The 18,465-nt window shown below is 70.8% G+C and carries 16 protein-coding genes; 13 read left to right on the top strand and 3 right to left on the bottom strand.

The window, feature by feature from the left end:
- Positions 1-185 precede the first annotated feature (185 nt).
- The 9 genes from ABCS02_RS16705 to ABCS02_RS16665 all read left to right on the top strand — a co-directional run bounded on the left by ABCS02_RS16705 (position 186) and on the right by ABCS02_RS16665 (position 9,288).
- Positions 186-1,268 (top strand): BMP family ABC transporter substrate-binding protein, encoded by a 1,083-nt coding sequence (locus ABCS02_RS16705; RefSeq protein ID WP_345836793.1) that lies wholly within the window; start codon positions 186-188, stop codon positions 1,266-1,268.
- Between the two features lie 231 nt (positions 1,269-1,499).
- Positions 1,500-3,020: an ABC transporter ATP-binding protein gene (locus ABCS02_RS16700; protein ID WP_345836792.1), complete on the top strand. Its 1,521-nt coding sequence runs from the start codon at positions 1,500-1,502 to the stop codon at positions 3,018-3,020.
- Positions 3,017-4,324: an ABC transporter permease gene (locus tag ABCS02_RS16695; protein ID WP_345836791.1), complete on the top strand. Its 1,308-nt coding sequence runs from the start codon at positions 3,017-3,019 to the stop codon at positions 4,322-4,324. The genes ABCS02_RS16700 and ABCS02_RS16695 overlap by 4 nt, the downstream gene beginning before the upstream one ends.
- Complete coding sequence (locus ABCS02_RS16690; RefSeq protein WP_345836790.1) at positions 4,321-5,610, top strand: ABC transporter permease; 1,290 nt, start codon at positions 4,321-4,323, stop codon at positions 5,608-5,610. The genes ABCS02_RS16695 and ABCS02_RS16690 overlap by 4 nt, the downstream gene beginning before the upstream one ends.
- Entirely contained in the window at positions 5,607-6,041 is a 435-nt protein-coding gene (locus tag ABCS02_RS16685) for a cytidine deaminase (RefSeq protein ID WP_345836789.1), read from the top strand. Before ABCS02_RS16690 ends, ABCS02_RS16685 begins: the two co-directional genes overlap by 4 nt.
- A gap of 34 nt (positions 6,042-6,075) precedes the next feature.
- Positions 6,076-7,380, top strand: a complete 1,305-nt coding sequence (locus ABCS02_RS16680; protein WP_345836788.1) for a thymidine phosphorylase — start codon at positions 6,076-6,078, stop codon at positions 7,378-7,380.
- 14 nt (positions 7,381-7,394) lie between these two features.
- Entirely contained in the window at positions 7,395-8,516 is a 1,122-nt protein-coding gene (locus ABCS02_RS16675; protein ID WP_345836787.1) for an adenosine deaminase, read from the top strand.
- A 24-nt stretch (positions 8,517-8,540) separates the two neighbouring features.
- Positions 8,541-9,002: a PTS sugar transporter subunit IIA gene (locus ABCS02_RS16670; protein WP_345836786.1), complete on the top strand. Its 462-nt coding sequence runs from the start codon at positions 8,541-8,543 to the stop codon at positions 9,000-9,002.
- 13 nt (positions 9,003-9,015) lie between these two features.
- Positions 9,016-9,288 carry a PTS sugar transporter subunit IIB gene (locus ABCS02_RS16665; protein ID WP_345836785.1) on the top strand — a complete coding sequence of 91 codons (273 nt, stop codon included), beginning with the start codon at positions 9,016-9,018 and terminating at the stop codon, positions 9,286-9,288.
- Positions 9,289-9,312: 24 nt separating this feature from the next.
- Here the strand turns inward: ABCS02_RS16665 and ABCS02_RS16660 are convergent, their stop codons facing one another.
- Entirely contained in the window at positions 9,313-9,624 is a 312-nt protein-coding gene (locus ABCS02_RS16660) for a helix-turn-helix transcriptional regulator (protein WP_345836784.1), read from the bottom strand.
- Between the two features lie 51 nt (positions 9,625-9,675).
- Here ABCS02_RS16660 and ABCS02_RS16655 point away from each other — a divergent pair, with 51 nt between their 5' ends.
- Positions 9,676-10,884, top strand: a complete 1,209-nt coding sequence (locus tag ABCS02_RS16655; RefSeq protein ID WP_345836783.1) for an MFS transporter — start codon at positions 9,676-9,678, stop codon at positions 10,882-10,884.
- On the opposite strand, the gene ABCS02_RS16650 is transcribed toward ABCS02_RS16655, so the two are convergent.
- Positions 10,874-12,574, bottom strand: coding sequence for a phospho-sugar mutase (locus ABCS02_RS16650; RefSeq protein ID WP_345836782.1), 1,701 nt, complete (start codon positions 12,572-12,574; stop codon positions 10,874-10,876). The two genes, ABCS02_RS16655 and ABCS02_RS16650, sit on opposite strands and share 11 nt — an antisense overlap.
- Positions 12,571-13,404 carry a purine-nucleoside phosphorylase gene (locus tag ABCS02_RS16645; protein WP_345836781.1) on the bottom strand — a complete coding sequence of 278 codons (834 nt, stop codon included), beginning with the start codon at positions 13,402-13,404 and terminating at the stop codon, positions 12,571-12,573. Before ABCS02_RS16645 ends, ABCS02_RS16650 begins: the two co-directional genes overlap by 4 nt.
- Before the next feature lie 85 nt (positions 13,405-13,489).
- Here ABCS02_RS16645 and ABCS02_RS16640 point away from each other — a divergent pair, with 85 nt between their 5' ends.
- The 3 genes from ABCS02_RS16640 (at position 13,490) to ABCS02_RS16630 (ending at position 18,268) form a co-directional block, all read left to right on the top strand.
- Positions 13,490-14,926 (top strand): NAD(P)H-quinone dehydrogenase, encoded by a 1,437-nt coding sequence (locus ABCS02_RS16640; RefSeq protein ID WP_345836780.1) that lies wholly within the window; start codon positions 13,490-13,492, stop codon positions 14,924-14,926.
- 15 nt (positions 14,927-14,941) lie between these two features.
- Positions 14,942-16,819, top strand: coding sequence for a cation:proton antiporter (locus tag ABCS02_RS16635; RefSeq protein ID WP_345836779.1), 1,878 nt, complete (start codon positions 14,942-14,944; stop codon positions 16,817-16,819).
- Between the two features lie 114 nt (positions 16,820-16,933).
- Positions 16,934-18,268 (top strand): hypothetical protein, encoded by a 1,335-nt coding sequence (locus ABCS02_RS16630; RefSeq protein ID WP_345836778.1) that lies wholly within the window; start codon positions 16,934-16,936, stop codon positions 18,266-18,268.
- The last annotated feature ends 197 nt before the right edge of the window (positions 18,269-18,465 follow it).

Genomic DNA, 18,465 nt, shown 5'->3' with positions numbered 1-18,465 from the left:
TCCCATCACCTGCGGCGTCAGGATGTAGGCCTGCTCAAATGAGCAGTCGCCAACCGCGCGCGCGTTTGTAACGCTTGCATGAAGAAGCCGGATTTTCGATCAGAGCCGTTCGTCACATTCGGTAACGTGCAATGCATACACTGGCCGTCCGGCACCCGAGGCGGCCTGCATCTTGGAGGACAACCTTGACAATCACAGCTCGTAAGGCCGGCCTCGTCGGCCTTGCGGTGACCGGCGTCGTCGCGCTGCTCGCCGCGTGCTCGGCTGCCCCGTCGTCGACCTCGACGACCGGTGCGGCGAACAGCAAATTCCTGCCCTGCATGGTCTCCGACTCGGGCGGATTCGACGACCACTCGTTCAACCAGCTCGGCTACGAGGGCCTCCAGCAGGCCGCGGGCACCCTTGGTGTCAAGTACAACAAGGCCGAGTCGAAGAGCGAGAACGACTTCGCTCCGAACATCCAGAGCATGGTCGACGCCAACTGCAACCTCATCGTGACGGTCGGCTTCCTGCTCGCCGACGCCACCAAGAAGGCCGCTGCGGCGAACCCGGACGTCTCCTTCGCGATCATCGACGACAGCTCGATCACCGCGAAGAACGTCAAGCCGATCATCTTCGACACCGCGCAGGCCGCCTTCCTGGCCGGCTACGCCGCGGCGAGCTACTCGAAGACCGGCATCGTCGGCACCTTCGGCGGCATGCAGATCCCGACCGTCACCATCTTCATGGACGGCTACGCGGACGGCGTGAAGTACTACAACCAGCAGAAGGGCAAGAACGTCAAGGTCGTCGGCTGGGACGTCGACAAGCAGAACGGCTCCTTCACCGGTGGCTTCGACGCCAACGAGACCGCGAAGAACACCGCTCAGGGCGTCATCGACCAGAACGCGGACGTCATCATGCCCGTCGGCGGACCGATCTACCAGTCGGCCGCGCAGGCCATCCGCGACTCGGGCAAGCCGATCGCGATGATCGGCGTCGACGCGGACGTCTACATGTCCGACCCCACCGTGAAGGACCTGCTCCTCACCTCGGTGATGAAGGGCATGAAGCCGGCCACCAACGACGTGGTCACCCAGGCCGCGAAGGGCAAGTTCGACAGCACGCCGTACGTCGGCACGCTGAAGAACGACGGCGTCGGCCTCGCTCCGTTCCACGACTTCGCGTCGAAGGTGAACTCGGGCCTGCAGGGCGAGATCGACAAGATCAAGGCCGGCATCATCGACGGCTCGATCAAGGTCACCTCGCCGTCGTCGCCGAAGCAGTAACCGGCGCGGACGAACACTCGACGGGGAGGTCAGCGCACGCTGGCCTCCCCGTCGCACGTCCACCGCACGCCCGGCCGCACCTTGTCCCGGACGCTCGTTTGAGCACACACTGACATATGCGCAGAAAGGTAGTGTGAGGATGCGCAGCGCGGCCACCAGCGGTCTTCGCGTGCCATCCCCCTCACCAAGCTCTGTGCTCCCCCCGGGCGAGTAGAGAAGGAACCCACCCGAATGAAGCTCGAACTTCGCGGCATCACCAAACGGTTCGGTGCCCTGGTCGCGAACGACCACATCGACCTGACCGTCGAACCCGGCGAGATCCACTGTCTGCTCGGCGAGAACGGCGCAGGCAAGTCCACCCTGATGAACGTGCTCTACGGCCTCTACCAGGCCGACGAGGGCGAGATCCTGCTCGACGACGTCGTCCAGCACTTCGCGGGCCCGGGCGACGCCATGAAGGCCGGCATCGGCATGGTCCACCAGCACTTCATGCTCATCCCCGTCTTCACGGTCGCGGAGAACGTCATGCTCGGCCATGAGCAGACCAAGCTCGGCGGCCGCCTCGACCTGAACGCGGCCCGCGCGAAGGTGCGCGAGATCTCCGCCAGGTTCGGCTTCCACGTCGACCCCGACGCCCTCGTGGAGGACCTCCCGGTCGGCGTCCAGCAGCGCGTCGAGATCATCAAGGCGCTGTCGCAGAACGCCAAGGTGCTGGTCTTCGACGAGCCCACCGCGGTGCTGACCCCGCAGGAGACCGACGAGCTGATGGCGATCATGCGCCAGCTCAAGGAGCAGGGCACCGCGATCGTCTTCATCACCCACAAGCTGCGCGAAGTGCGCGAGGTCGCGGACCGCATCACGGTCATCCGCCTCGGCAAGGTGGTCGGCGAGACCGAGCCCACCGCGACGAACGCCGAGATGGCCTCCATGATGGTCGGCCGCGCCGTGTCGCTGACGGTCGAGAAGGAGGCGGCCACCCCCGGGGAGCCCGCGCTCGTCGTCACGGACCTCTCGGTCATCGACCCGATCGGCCAGCTCGTCGTCAACAAGGTCAGCTTCGAGGTCCGCGCGGGGGAGATCCTCGCGATCGCCGGTGTGCAGGGCAACGGCCAGACCGAGCTGACCGAGGCGATCCTCGGCCTCCAGCCGCGCGTCGAGGGCCGGATCCTGCTCGACGGAACGGAGATCCAGGGCCACAGCCCGCGCAAGGTGCTCGACGCCGGCGTCGGCTTCGTGCCGGAGGACCGCAACGAGGACGGGCTGGTCGGCGAGTTCAGCATCCAGGAGAACCTGATGCTCGACCGCTCGACCGGGGCGCCGTTCGTCAAAGGCGGCAGCATCCAGTTCTCCTACCTCAAGCAGTTCGCCGAGGAGAAGGTGTCCGAGTTCGACGTGCGCACGCAGTCGATCGAACAGAAGGTCGGCCGGCTCTCCGGCGGCAACGCGCAGAAGGTCGTGCTCGCCCGCGAGCTGAGCCGCGAGCTGCGGCTGTTCGTCGCCGCGCAGCCGACCCGCGGCCTCGATGTCGGATCCATCGAGTTCGTGCACAAGCGCATCGTCGCCACCCGCGACGCGGGCGTGCCCGTGATCGTGGTCTCCACCGAGCTCGACGAGGTGGCGGCGCTCGCCGACCGCATCGCGGTGATGTACCGCGGAGGCATCGTAGGAATCGTGCCGGGGGACACGTCGCGTGACGTCCTCGGCCTGATGATGGCCGGCGAGTCGCCGGAGCAGGCAGGAGCAGCAGCATGACCGGGACCCCGACGCCCAGCCAGCCGGTGGCGACGCCCGAGCCCGCGCAGCCGGGACAGCCGGTGCAGCCGGGTCAGCCCGCGGCGAAGCCGGAGCACGACGACCGCTGGAGCAGGGCGGTCCGCGACATCATGGGCGGCCCGGTGATCATCTCGGTCCTGGCCGTCGTGCTGGCGCTCATCGTCGGAGGCATCCTGATCGCGCTCACCGACCCGGGAGTGCAGAAGGCCTCCGCCTACTTCTTCGCCCGGCCCGGCGACACCCTGTCCGCGATCTGGACGTCCGTCTCCAATGCGTACACCTCGATGTTCCAGGGCTCCATCTACAACTTCGGCCGGCCGACCTTCGCCGCGGGCATCCGCCCGCTGACCGAGACGCTGACCTTCGCGACCCCGCTGATCGTCGCCGGCCTCGGCGTCGCGCTGGCGTTCCGGGTCGGCCTGTTCAACATCGGTGGTCAGGGACAGCTCCTGATCGGCGCGGCGGCCGCCGCCTGGGTCGGCTTCTCGTTCGACCTGCCCCCGGTCATCCACCTCGTCGTGGCGGTGCTCGCGGGCATCGCCGGCGCCGCGGTCTGGGCCGGCATCGTCGGCCTCCTGAAGGCGAGGACGGGCGCGCACGAGGTGATCGTGACGATCATGCTCAACTACATCGCGTTCTACCTGATCTCCTACATGCTGCGGACCAAGGGCCTGCTGCAGGCCCCCGGGTCGAACAACCCGAAGGCGCCGCCGATCCACGGCAACGCGGTGCTCCCGCCGCTGCTCGGCGTGCAGTACAACCTGACCTGGGCGTTCGTGCTCGTCATCGCCGCCACGGTGTTCGTTTGGTGGCTGATCAACCGCTCCAGCCTCGGCTTCCGCTTCCGCGCGGTCGGCGAGAACCCGAACGCCGCACGCGTCGCCGGCATCAACGTCAAGAACATCTACGTCTACGCGATGCTGCTCGCCGGCGCCCTCGTCGGCGTCGCGGGCGCGAGCCAGGCGCTCGGTGTCTTCCCGGCCGGCATCAGCTCGGGTGTGGACGCGGGCATCGGCTTCGACGCGATCACCGTCGCGCTGCTCGGCCGGTCCCGGCCGTGGGGCGTCTTCGTCGCCGGTCTGCTGTTCGGTGCGCTGAAGGCCGGCGGCTACACGATCCAGGCCGGGGGCATCCCGATCGACATCGTGCTCATCATGCAGTCCCTCATCGTGCTCTTCGTCGCCGCGCCGCCGCTGGTGCGCGCGATCTTCCGCCTCCCGACGCCGGGGAGCGCGCCCCGGAGACAGCGTCCCATCGTCACGAAGGAGGTGGCGGCCAAGTGACCACCGCAGCCCCCGTCATTCCCGACTCCTCGCCCATCGTCCTGGAGAAGGCCGAGGTCCGGTCCTGGAAGGCGCCGATCGCCCTCGCCGTCTTCGTGGTGATCAGCATCGTGCTGTTCTTCGGCTTCGCCCGGCACGGCCAGAGCACCTTCCGGTTCTCGGAGGCGTCCGACGCCATCAAGCTGCCGAACCTCACGGTCGACACCTTCACGACGACGACTGTCGTCACGATCCTGCTCGTCCTGATCACCGCGTACAGCGCCTGGCTGTCCTGGAAGGTGCGCAAGACGCCGATCTGGCTGGTCATCGTCTACGCGCTGCTGTTCATGTTCGCGTTCCTCGCCTGGGCGGGGTCCGGCCAGCTCCCGGTGCCGGTCACCGGCCTGCTGCTGGGCACGATCAGCCTGTCGGTCCCGCTCGTGTTCGGCGCCCTCGGCGGCGTCATCTCCGAGCGCGGCGGCGTCGTCAACGTGGCCATCGAGGGCCAGCTTCTCGCCGGCGCGTTCGTCTCGGCGATGACGGCGACGATCACCGGGAGCTGGCTGGTCGGCCTGTTCGCCGCGATGGTCGCCGGAGTGCTCGTCTCCTTCGTGCTCGCCGCGTTCTCGATCAAGTACCTGGTGGACCAGGTGATCGTCGGCGTCGTGCTGAACGTGCTGGTCACCGGCCTCACGAGCTTCCTCTACTCGGCGGTGCTCGCGGGCGACCCGCAGATGCTCAACCACCCGCCGCGCCTGCCGGACTGGCCCATCCCGATCCTCAGCGACATCCCGGTCATCGGCAAGGTGCTGTTCGATCAGACGATCATCGAGTACCTCATGTACGTCGCGATCTTCCTGGTCTGGTTCGGGCTGTTCAAGACCCGCTGGGGCCTGCGCCTGCGCTCGGTCGGTGAGCACCCGGAGGCCGCGGACACCGTCGGCATCAACGTCAACGGCACCCGGTTCTGGAACGTCTCCCTCGCCGGCGCGGTCGCCGGCCTCGGCGGCGCGTACTTCACGCTCGGCTCGGTGGGCGCGTTCTCCAAGGAGATGACCGCGGGCCAGGGCTTCATCGCCCTCGCGGCCGTCATCTTCGGACGCTGGGACCCGATCCGCGCGACCCTGGCCGCGCTGCTGTTCGGCTTCGCCACCAACCTCCAGAACGTGCTCGGCATCATCGGCTCGCCGGTTCCGAGCGAGTTCATGCTGATGCTGCCGTACGTGGTCACGATCTTCGCGGTCGCCGGCCTCGTCGGGGTGTCCCGCGCCCCGGCCGCGGACGGCAAGCCGTACATCAAGTCATGACCGACGCGATCGACTGGCCGGCGCTGCGCGCCGCCGCGAACGAGGCGATGACGCACGCCTACGTGCCGTACTCGCAGTTCCCGGTCGGCGCCGCGGCGCTGGTCGACGACGGCCGGATCGTCAGCGGCTGCAACGTCGAGAACGCCAGCTACGGCATCACCCTGTGCGCCGAATGCGGCCTGGTGTCGTCGCTCGCGATGACCGGGGGAGGGCGGCTCGTCGCGTTCACCTGCGTGAACGGCGACGGCGACACCCTGATGCCGTGCGGCCGCTGCCGCCAGCTCCTCTACGAGCACTCGGCCGAGGGGATGCTGCTGGAGACGGTCTCCGGCATCCGGACCATCGACGAGGTGCTGCCCGACGCGTTCGGGCCGCGCCAGCTCGCCGCGTACGCGGAGGAGCACGGCGCCGCCGAGCGCGACGCCGACTGACCGAACGACCACCGAGCAAGAGGGTTACATCTTCGTGAGCACCGCAGGAGCGGTCGAGGCGTTCGACGCCGTCGACCTGATCAGGACCAAGCGCGACCGTGGCGAGCTGACCACGGCGGAGATCGACTGGCTGGTGGACGCGTACACGCGCGGCTACGTCGGCGACGAGCAGATGTCGGCGATGACGATGGCGATCTTCCTGAACGGGATGACCCGCCGTGAGATCCGGGACCTCACCCTCGCCATGATCGCGTCGGGCGAGCGGATGGACTTCTCCGGCCTCGGCAAGCCGACCGCCGACAAGCACTCCACGGGCGGCGTCGGCGACAAGATCACCCTGCCGCTGATGCCCCTCGTGGCGTCGTTCGGCGTCGCGGTGCCGCAGCTCTCCGGGCGCGGCCTCGGCCACACCGGGGGCACGCTCGACAAGCTGGAGAGCATCCCGGGCTGGCGCGCGAACCTCAGCAACGAGGAGATGATCGCGCAGCTCCGCGGCCCGGGCGGCGTGATCTGCGCGGCCGGCTCCGGGCTCGCGCCCGCCGACGGCAAGCTGTACGCGCTGCGCGACATCACGGGGACGGTGGAGACCATCCCGCTGATCGCGTCCTCGATCATGTCGAAGAAGATCGCGGAGGGCACCGGCGCCCTGGTGCTCGACGTCAAGTTCGGCTCGGGCGCCTTCCTCAAGGACATCGACAAGTCCCGCGAGCTCGCCCGCACGATGGTGGAGCTCGGCAAGGACGCGGGCGTCGCGACCTCCGCCCTCCTCACCGACATGAACGTGCCGCTCGGCCTCGCCATCGGCAACGCCAACGAGGTGCGCGAGTCGGTCGAGGTGCTCGCCGGCGGCGGACCCGCCGACATCGTCGAGCTCACCGTGGCGCTCGCCCGCGAGATGCTGACGCTCGCCGGGCAGCCGGACGCCGACGTGGAGGCCGCGCTGAAGGACGGCCGCGCGATGGACAAGTGGCGGGAGACCGTGCGCGCGCAGGGCGGCGACCCGGACGCGGCGCTGCCCGTCGCCCGTGAGACGCACACCGTGGTCGCGGAGTCGGACGGGGTGCTCGTGGAGCAGCAGGCGCTCCCGTTCGGCATCGCCGCCTGGCGGCTCGGCGCGGGCCGCGCCCGCAAGCAGGACCCGGTGCAGCACGCCGCCGGCGTCGACCTGCACGCCAAGCCGGGCGACGAGGTGCGCGCCGGTCAGCCGCTGTTCACGCTGTCGGCCGACGAGCCCGCCCGCTTCGAGCGCGCGCTGGAAGCGCTGGAGGGCGCCTACCGCCTCGCGCCCCTCGGCACCCCCTTCACCCGCACCCCCCTCGTCGCCGAGCGCATCGCCTAGATAGATTGAGACCCATGAGCTTGAACGAGAACAGCAGCTACACGCTCGCCGACGGGACCGACATCGGGGCGCTGCCCAAGGTGTCCCTGCACGACCACCTGGACGGCGGCCTCCGGCCCTCGACGGTGCTGGAGCTCGCGGACGGCATCGGCCTCCAGCTCCCGGCAGACGACCCGGTGGCGCTCGGCGCCTGGTTCGCCGAGAAGTCCAACTCCGGCTCGCTGGTCGAGTACCTCAAGACCTTCGACCTCACGACCGCCGTCATGCAGACCCGCGAGTGCCTCAGCCGCGTCGCCCGCGAGTTCGTGCAGGACCTCGGCGCCGACGGCGTGGTTTACGGCGAGATCCGCTGGGCGCCCGAGCAGCACCTCACCCGCGGCCTCACGCTGGACGAGACCGTGGAGGCCGTGCAGGAGGGCCTGGAGCAGGGCATCGAGGATGTGCGTGCCGCCGGCGGCCGCATCCGCGTGGGCCAGCTCGTCAGCGCCATGCGCCACACCGACCGCAGCCTGGAGATCGCCGAGCTGGCCGTGCGCCACCGCGACCGCGGCGCCGTCGGCTTCGACATCGCCGGGCCCGAGGCGGGATTCCCGCCCTCGAACCACAAGGCGGCATTCGACTACCTCGCGTCGCAGTTCTTCCCCTCCACCGTGCACGCGGGGGAGGCCGACGGGCTCGACAGCATCCGCAGCGCCCTCCTCGACGGGCGCGCCCTGCGCCTCGGCCACGGCGTGCGCCTGGCGGAGGACATCACGATCGAGCGCCAGGACGACGAGAACACCTACGTGACCCTCGGCACGCTGTCGCAGTGGGTGAAGGACCGCGAGATCGCGCTGGAGACCAGCCCGACCTCCAACCTGCAGACCGGCGCGATCGCGGCGTGGGGCGACGACATCCTCGACCACCCGTTCGACCTGCTGTACCAGCTGGGCTTCCGCGTCACGGTCAACACCGACAACCGGCTGATGAGCGGCACGACGCTGACGCGCGAGCTCAGCATCCTCGCCGACGCGTTCTCGTACGACCTCACCGACCTGGAGATCTTCCAGCTCAACGCCGCGGCCGGGGCCTTCCTCCCGGTCGAGCAGCGTGAGGAACTGGCCGAGATCATCACAGCAGGTTTCGAGGGTTCGTGACCCGCTAACGCGTACGCTGGACCCATGCCGCTGCCACCGTTGCCCGCCACCGCTGTGACCGTCGGAGCCCACGCGTCCGACTGGCGCGACGCGGTCGAGCTCGCGGGGGAGGCGCTGGCGCGTTCCGGCGCGACGGAGGAGTCCTACGGCGCGCGGATGATCCAGGTGATCGAGGAGTTCGGCGCCTACATCGTGATCGCGCCCGGCCTCGCCCTCGCGCACGCGCGACCGGGGCCGGACGTGAACCGCGACGGGCTGTCGGTCGTCACGCTCGATGACCCCGTGGTGTTCGGCCACCCGCACAACGACCCGGTGTCCGTCGTGATCGGCCTCGCCGTGACGTCGCCGGAGGCGCACGTGTCCAGCGTCGCCGAGCTGGCGAACGTCTTCAACGACCCCGACGCGATCCCGGCGCTGGCCGCCGCGGGCGACGTCGCAGAGGTGCAGCGCATCCTCACGCTCAGCGAAGAGGAAGCGGCACGATGACGGAGAAGGCTCTGTGAAGATCGTCGCGATCTGCGGCGCCGGGATCGGCACCTCCGGCATCCTGAAGGTGAACGCCGAGCGCGTGCTCGACCGCCTCGGCCTGGATGCGGACGTGACCGCCGCGGACGTCGCGAGCGTGGCCTCCGCGTCGAGCGACGCGCAGATCATCCTCACGTCGCCCGAGCTGGTCGACCGGCTCGGGCCGACCAACGCGGACGTCATCGTGGTGCAGAACTACTTCGACCTGGATGAGCTGGAGCAGAAGCTGGACGAGGCGCTGGGCTGAGCGGCCGGGCGGCTCCGTCCGGGGTCAGCCGGCCGAATCGCTGAGCAGGGCCGCGATCAGTCCGGGGAAGCGCTGGTCGAGCTCCGCGCGCCGGAGTTGGATGTCGTGGGTGCGGCCGTTCACGATCGTGTTCGTGAGCCCGGCCTCGCGCAGCGTCTTGAAGTGGTGCGCCATCGTCGACTTCTGAACGTCGAAGCCCCACTCGGTGACCCCCTTGGGGTGCGGCTCGCCGTCGGCGAGCACCCGCACGATCTGCAGCCGCACCGGGTCTGCGACGGCCCGGAGCACGTCCACGAGCTGGACCTCGTCCATCGGCGGGGAGGGGTATTCGGTCATGGCGCACCCAATTGTTTGACAGTCATCGAACAATCGCCGTACCCTAACCGTATGACGATCATCGAACAATCGTACCGCAGGACCACACCGGCGCTCGTGGTCCTCGCGCTCGGTCTCTTCGTCGTCGGCACGAACGCCTTCGTCATCGCCGGCCTGCTGCCGCAGATCGCCGCGTCGCTCGGGACCTCGCCCACGGCTGTCAGCGTGTCGATCACCTCCTACTCGCTCGTCGTCGCGGTCGCCGCGCCGGCCATCTCGATCCTGCTCCCGCGTGTGCCGCGGTCCCTGCTGATGGCGACGGGCCTGGCGGTCTTCGCCGTCGGGACCGCGGTCGCCGCTCTGGCCCCCGACCTCGGCTGGTTCATCGCGGGCCGGACCTTCTCGGGGATCGGCGGCGCCGCACTGGTGCCGACCGCGACCGCCGCCGCCGCTGCGCTCGCACCGCCGGAGAAGCGCGGCCGTGCCCTCGCGCTCGTGGGCGCGGGCTTCACGCTCGCCACGGCGGTCGGCTCACCGCTCGGGACCGCGCTCGGCGGTGTCGCGGGATGGCGCTTCGCGCTGTGGTCGGTCGTCGCCCTCGGCGCCGTACTGGCCGCGCTGATCCCCCTGCTCGTGCGCGCGGTCCCGCTCGCGCCGCAGGCCACGCTGCGCCGCAGACTGGCCGCCCTCGCCGATCTCCGCGTGCTGGCGCTGCTCGCGACGACCGTCTTCATGATCGCGGGGTTCAACATCGTCTACATCTTCTCCGCCGCCGTGACCCGCGCGTCCACGGGAGGCGCCGGGCCGCTGCTGGCGGCACTGCTGCTCGCCTACGGCGCCGCCGGCGTCATCGGCAACGTCGTGGCCGGCCCGCTGACCGATCGCTTCGGCAGCCGCGGCGTCGCGGCCGTCGCGCTCCTCGGCCAGGTGGCCGCGCTCGTCGTGCTCCCGTTCGTGGAGGCGTCGTTCGTCGCCTCGCTCGCCGTCTTCGCGCTCTGGGGCGTCGCCGCGTTCGCCATGGCCATCCCGGTCCAGCACCGCCTCGTCCACCTGGATCCCGGCTCGTCGGCGCTCGTGCTCTCGTGGTACTCGACGGCCATGTACATCGGCATCGCGATCGCACCCCCGATCGGCACGCTCGCCCTCGGAGCAGGCGGAGCGGAGGCCGTGCCGTTCGCGGGCGCGGCCGTGACGCTGGTGGCGCTGGCCGCGTTCCTGCTCGGTCACGGCGCGCGCGCAGGGGCACGCCCCGCGGTGGCGCGCCCCGACCCTACTGCGTGAGCGCGCGCATCGCGTCGGCGAGGGCTGCCACGCGCGCGGTCGCGGTGGCGCGGCGCGTGGGCACGTCTCCCTCGTCGCTGGACGCGTCGATGTAGATCTTCAGCTTGGGCTCGGTGCCGCTCGGGCGGACCATGACGCGCGAGCCGTCCGCGAGGACGATGCGCAGCACGTCGCTCGGGGGGAGCGCGCCGAAGCCGTCGCGGAGGTCGTCGATGTGGTCGACGGCCACCTCGCCGAGGCGGCTCGGCGGGGTCGAGCGCAGCGCGGCCATGATCTCGCCGATGCGGGACAGGTCGGTGACCCGGATCGAGATCTGGTCGCTGGCGAAGTAGCCGAAGCGCTCCGCGAACGCGTCCAGGTGGTCCGCGATCGTGCGGCCGGAGGCCGCGAGCTCGTTCGCGAGGTCGAGGAACGCGGTCGCGGCCGAGATGCCGTCCTTGTCGCGGATGGTCTGCGGGTTGACGAGGTAGCCGAGAGCCTCCTCGAAGCCGTAGATCAGGCCGGGGGCGCGGGAGACCCACTTGAACCCGGTGAGCGTGTCGGCGAAATCGAGGTGGTAGGCGGCGGCGACGGCGGCCAGGGCCGGCGACGAGACGATCGAGCAGGCGAGCGCGCCGAAAGCCGCCCCGGCGGTCGACGTGCGCTCGGCGAGGTCCGCGGCGCGCCAGCCGAGCAGGGCGCCGACCTCGTTGCCGCTGAGGCGGCGGAAGCCGTCGGCCGAGTCGTCGGGGATGGCCACGGCCAGCCGGTCCGCGTCGGGGTCGTTCGCGATGATCAGGTCCACGCCCGCGGCGCGGCCGGTCGCGTACGACAGGTCCATCGCTCCCGGCTCCTCGGGGTTCGGGAACGACACGGTCGGGAACGCAGGGTCGGGGTCGCGCTGCTCCGCCACCACGACGGGGGCGGAGAAGCCGACGCGCTCGAACACCGCCTCCGCGGTGCGCCAGCCGACGCCGTGCATCGCGGTGTACGCGAAGGTGACGGCGTCGCGCGGGGAGGTCGTGGTCGCGACGGCGGCGGTGGCCTCGATGTAGGCGGCCTCCACGTCGCCCGACGCGATCTCGAACTGCTCGGATCGCGGGAGATCGCCGATGTCGCCGCGCGCGACCTCCAGGATGTGCGCCTCGATCTCCGCGTCGGTCGGCGAGACGATCTGCGACCCGTGGTTCTCGCCGCCCAGGTACACCTTGTAGCCGTTGTCCTGGGGCGGATTGTGGCTCGCCGTGACCATGACGCCCGCACTGACGTCGAGGTGCCGCACGGCGAACGCCAGCACCGGGGTCGGCAGCAGCCGGGGGAGCAGCACCGCGCGCACACCGGCGCCGGCCATCAGCTCGGCGGTGTCGCGCGCGAAGACGTCGGAGTTCTTCCGGCCGTCGTAGCCGATGACGACGGAGGGCTGGCCGCCCTCGGCGTGCTCCAGCAGCCAGCGGGCGAACCCGGCGGCGGCCTGCGAGACCAGCACGCGGTTCATCCGGTTGGGGCCGGCCTCGATCCGGCCGCGCAGGCCGGCGGTGCCGAACTCCAGGCGGGTGTCGAAGCGCGCGTGGAGGTCGTCGACCGCCTCCGCGGAGCCCGCCTCGGCGGCCACGATCAGTGCGTCCAGCTCGGCGCGGGTCTCCGGGTCCGGGTCCTGCGCGAGCCAGGCGCGTGCGTCCTCGAGGAGCCGAGGCGTGTCCTGTGGGGTCACAGCGCCTCCACGATCCGGGCGAGCAGGGCGCTGATCACCGGCTCGGCCTCCCGGCCGGCGTCGATGACCTCCTGGTGGCTGAGCGGGGTCTTCTGGATGCCCGCGGCGAGGTTGGTGACGAGCGACATGCCGAGGATCTCCATGCCGGCCTGGCGGGCGGCGATGGCCTCCAGGGCGGTCGACATGCCGACGATGTGGCCGCCGATCGCCTTGGCCATCTGCACCTCAGCCGGGGTCTCGTAGTGCGGTCCGCGGAACTGCGTGTACACGCCCTCGTCCAGGCTCGGGTCGATGGTCTTCGCGAGCTCGCGCAGCCGCGTCGAGTAGAGGTCGGTGAGGTCGATGAAGGTCGCGCCCTCCAGCGGGGAGTCCGCCGTCAGGTTGATGTGGTCGCTGATCAGGACGGGCGTGCCCGGCTTCCAGTGCTCCTTGATGCCGCCCGCGCCGTTGGTGAGGACCATCGTGGTCGCGCCGGCGGCCGCGGCGGTGCGGACGCTGTGCACGACCCGGCGGACGCCGTGGCCTTCGTAGTAGTGGGTGCGCGCGCCGATGACGAGCGCGTGCTTGCCGTTCGCGAGGCGGAGCGAGCGCAGGGTGCCGGCGTGGCCCTCCAGCGCCGGCTTGCTGAAGCCGAGGATCTCGTGGGCCGGGATGACGGCGACGGTCTCGCCGATCAGGTCGGCGGCCTTGCCCCAGCCGCTGCCGAGGGTGAGGGCGATGTCGTGCTTCTCGACGCCGGTCTTCTCGGCGAGCTGCCGGGCCGCCTGCCTGGCGACCTCGAACGGGTCGGCTGCGGGGTCGTCGAGCGGATTCTGGGTGGTTTCGAGCATGAGGCAACTCTACTGAGCGGCACCGCGCGGTACAGCGTCGGCCGGCCTGCGCATCCGTGTACCGGGATACGGAAGAATAAGCAGCATGGCCTATGAATTCGAGCGCAAGCAGCGCATCGCCGTCCTCGGCGGAGGACCCGGCGGGTACGAGGCGGCGCTCGCCGGCGCGCAGCTCGGCGCGGACGTCACGCTCGTGGAGCGCTCCGGTGTCGGCGGCTCGGCCGTCATCACCGACGTGGTGCCCTCCAAGAGCCTCATCGCCACCGCGGAGGCCACCAACTCCATCGCCGAGGCGACCGACCTCGGCGTCCAGTTCTTCTCGCGCGGCGAGACCGGCAAGCCGGTCCGTCCCGAGATCGCCGTCAACCTCGCCGCCGTCAACAAGCGCCTGATGGGCCTCGCCCGCCAGCAGTCGGAGGACATGCGCGCCGAGCTCGTCCGCGCGGGCGTGCGCATCATCACCGGCGAGGGCCGCCTCGACGGGGACGGCGCGATCATCGTCTCGACCGGGACGGGCGGGTCCGGCACCGACTTCGACCGAGTGGAGGCCGACACCTTCGTGATCGCTGTCGGCGCGAGCCCGCGCATCCTGTCCTCCGCCGAGCCGGACGGGGAGCGCATCCTCACCTGGACCCAGCTCTACGACCTCGCCACCGTGCCGGAGCACCTGATCGTGGTCGGATCCGGCGTCACGGGCGCGGAGTTCGCGTCCGCGTACACCGCGCTCGGCTCGAAGGTCACCCTGATCTCGTCGCGCGACCAGGTCCTCCCGGGTGAGGATGCCGACGCCGCGAGCGTCATCGAGAACGTCTTCCGGCGCAACGGCATGCAGGTGCTGTCCAAGTCGCGCGCCGAGTCGGTGGTCCGCACCGAGAACGGCGTCGTCGCGACGCTGACCGACGGGCGCACCGTGGAGGGCAGCCACTGTCTGATGGCCGTCGGCTCCATCCCGAACACCGCGGGCATCGGCCTGGAGGAGGCGGGCGTCCAGCTCACGCCGTCCGGCCACATCCGGGTCAACCGGGTCGCGCGCACGTCCATCCCGAACATCTACGCGGCCGGCGACTGCTCCGACCTGCTGCCGCTGGCCTCCGTCGCCTCCATGCAGGGGCGCACCGCCGTCTTCCACGCGATGGGCGACGCGGTGAACCCGATAGAGCTGCGCAACGTCACCTCGAACATCTTCACCCAGCCGGAGATCGCGACCGTCGGCTGGAACCAGAAGCAGATCGAGGAGGGCATCGCGCAGGGCGACATCTACAAGCTCCCGCTGAAGTCCAACCCGCGCGCCAAGATGCTCGGCATCCGCGACGGCTTCGTGAAGCTGTTCGCGCGGACCGGTTCGGGTACTGTGATCGGCGGCGTGATCGTCGCGCCGCGGGCCTCCGAGCTGATCTTCCCGCTCGCGCTGGCGGTGGAGCACCGGCTGACGGTGGACCAGGTGGCGAGGGCGTTCACGGTGTACCCGTCGCTCTCCGGCTCGATCTCGGACGCCGCGCGGGCGATGCACATCGTGCTCTAGATAGGAGGCCACGGGATGGAGGAGGTCCTGGTCGTCGGCGTCCTCGCCGTGCTGACCATCGCGGCCGCCACCGTCTACGGGCAGCGCTTCGGGGTGGCGTCGCCGCTCATCCTCGTGGTCTTCGGGATCCTGGTCTCCTTCCTGCCGTTCGTGCCGGTGCTGGAGGTCCAGCCCGAGTGGATCATCGCGGGCGTGCTGCCGCCGCTGCTCTACTCGGCGTCGGTGTCGATGCCGTCGATGAACTTCCGGCGGGAGTTCGGCGCGATCGGCGGGCTCTCGGTGGTGCTCGTGATCGTGAGCTCCGTCCTGCTGGGGATCTTCTTCGCCTGGGTCATCCCCGGGCTGGGGCTGGCGTGGGGCGTGGCGCTCGGCGCGATCGTGAGCCCGACCGACGCGGTGGCGACCGGGATCGTCAAGCGCGCGGGGGTCTCGCCGCGCGTCGTCGCGATCCTGGAGGGCGAGAGCCTGCTCAACGACGCGACGGCGCTGGTGCTGCTGCGGGCGGCGGTCGCGGCGGCCGCGGTGGCCTCGTTCACCTTGGGCGCGGTGACCCTGTCGTTCCTCTACTCGGTGGTCGTCGCCGTCGTGTTCGGCTGGGTCGTCGGGCGGCTGAACCTGATCGTGCGGGCGCGGGTGAAGGACGCGACGGTCAACACCGTGCTGTCGTTCACGGTGCCGTTCCTGGCCTCCATCCCGGCCGAGGCACTGGGAGCGTCGGGGCTGGTCGCCGCGGTGGTCGCCGGGTTGATCACCGGCAGCCGCGCGCCGCGGGTGCTGTCGCCGGAGCACCGGCTGTCGGACACCCAGAACTGGCGGACGGTCGAGCTCGTGCTGGAGGGCATGATCTTCCTGACGATGGGCCTGGAGCTGTTCGGCATCGTCCAGAAGGTGCAGACGGACCACTCCGGCGTGCTGCCGGCGGTCGGCATCGCGGCGGCCGCGCTGCTGCTCACGATCCTCGTGCGGGCCGCGTTCGTGGCGCCCTTGCTGGCCCTCCTCGCCCGCCGCGGACGCAGGCGCGAGCGGATGCGGCCGGCGCTGACCAAGCTGCAGGAGCGGCTGGAGGACCCGGAGGCCGCGCGGCGGCTGCTGGAGCAGGGGCCGCCTCCGCCCGACGCGATGCCCGCCCTGCCGGAGGGCGTCGACCCGGCGGAGGACCCGGACGCGCACGCGGACGTGCTGGCCGCCGATCCCGACGCCGCGCACGCGGAGGTGGCGAAGGTGGCGGGGGTCCAGGAGGCCGCTGGCGTCACGCGCGACCGGATCGGGGCGACGCCGGCGGGCTGGCGCGGCCGGCTGATCCGGCGGCAGCGGCAGCGGCAGCGGGCCTGGACCGTCGAGAACATCGCCCGGTTCGGCACGCGGCTGCGGCGGGTGCTGGCGGACATCGACTACTTCACGGGGACGCCGCTCGGCTGGCGCGAGGGCACGATCGTGGTGTGGGCCGGCATGCGCGGAGCCGTCACCGTCGCCGCCGCGCAGAGCCTCCCGTCGGACACGCCGGGCCGGTCGGTGCTGGTGCTGATCGCGTTCCTCGTGGCTGCCGGGTCGCTGCTGCTCCAGGGCGGGACGCTCGGGCTGGCCCTGCGCGTGGTGAAGCCGACGGCCTCCGACCCTCAGGCGGAGAAGGAGGAGCGCAGGCGGCTGCTGGAGCTGCTGCACGAGGCGGGGCAGGCGGTGCCGATGCCGGAGACGACGGAGCGGACGCCCGAGGCGTTCAACCAGCACAAGGCCGCGCGGCTGAAGCGCATCCGGGCCCAGCGCGACGCGCTGCTCGACGCCCGCGACGACGGGGCGTTCAGCGCCGACGTGCTCGCCGGCGCCCTCAGCAACCTCGACGCCGACGAGATCAGCATCGACCTGAAGGGCGACCCCACCGAGGCCACCGGCTGACCCTCGCTCGCCGGGTCGGAATGCAAGCGTTGCCGACGCCTCCACGCCGGTTCTACGCTGTGACACGTTCGCCGACCGGATCGGGCCGGACGGCGGGAGCAGAGGGGGCGCTCCATGTTTTCCGTCTCGACAGGCACGATCGACATCACGCCGGGCGCCGGCTATCCGATGGCCGGCTACGGCGTGGACTCGCCGCGCCTCGCCACCGGCACCAACCGGCCGCTGTACGCGCGCTGCACCATCCTCTACGACGGTGCTGTGCCGCACGTGCTGGTGACCGTCGACGTCCTCGGCTTCCGGAGGGACACCCACCAGCAGATCCGGGCGGCGGTCACGGGGCTCGGCATCCCGGCGGAGGACTTCGTGCTGACCGCCACCCACACGCACAACGGGCCGGTGCTCACCGAGGGCCTGGACCCGTTCATCGCCTACGACCTCCAGAACCTCACCTCGGTGGACACCTACACGACGTGGCTGGTGGCGACCATCACGACGCTCGTCGCGCAGACCAAGGCCGCGCCGAGCACGCCGTGCACGCTCGACTACTTCGTGCTCGACGAGGACTTCTCGTTCAACCGGGAGGGGCTCCCGTACGCCGAACGCGACGTGCCGTGCCTCGTAGCGCGCGGGAACGACGGCACGCCGCGCGCCGTGCTGTTCGGGTACGGCGCGCACCCGGTCGCCGGCGGCATCCAGACCCTCTTCGACGCGGACTATCCCGGCCCGGCGATCGACGCGATCCAGGCCGCGTGGCCGGGGTGCGTCGCCCAGTTCATGACGGGGCCGGCGGGCGACCAGAATCCGACCTCGACGACGGGCTTCGGGGACGTGGACACGTTCGGGGGCGACCTCGGCGACACCGTGGTGAACGCGATCGCCCACCCGGGGCGGGTGCTGACCGGGCCGATGACCTCCAGCTACGGCGAGGTGTCGCTCCCGCTCGACGTGACGCTGACCCTCGCCAATGTCGCGTCCGTCCGTGCGGACTACGCTGCCCGGGCCGCGAACGCGGCCGTCGTCGGCTACGAGCGCCGGCACGCCCAGCGGATGACCCAGCTCATCGACACGACTCCGCTCGCGGACCTGGAGCAGACGGTGCCGCTGCCGGTGCAGCGCTGGACCATCGGCGGGGACGAGCCGCTCGTCCTGCTGTTCTGCGGCGGGGAGGTCGTCTCCGGGTTCGCCGTCGACATCCGCCAGGAGAACGGCGGCTCGGCCGGGGTCTGGTTCCTGGCGTACACGAACGAGATCCCCGGGTACATCCCGAGCGACGAGCTGCTGCAATCGGCGACCTACGCCGGAGGCTACGACCCCGACTTCCCGGGCATCGCCGCCGAGTCGATGGCCGTCTACGACCACTGGGCCCACTTCCGCCGCGGCGCGCCCAGCACCGACGGAGTAGAACAGGTCTTCCTCACCTACCTCCGCCAAGTGATGTCCGAACCCTGACCCCGCCCCGTCCCCGCCCCCTCCCGTCCACTCCCGCCCCCACCCCACGCGGTTAACGGAGGACATCCACCCCCATCGCGGCCCGATCTCCTCCGTTGACTGCCGTTCCCGGGCGTGTCGAGGTGGATGTCCTCCCCTCACAACCGCCACCCCGCGAGCAGTTCTCCACAGATTTCGGCAGGCCCGCATTCCGGGCC

The organism is Microbacterium sp. X-17 (assembly GCF_039615055.1).
Note: the sequence above shows the minus strand (reverse complement) of the source record. Positions and strands in the feature narration are given on the sequence as shown.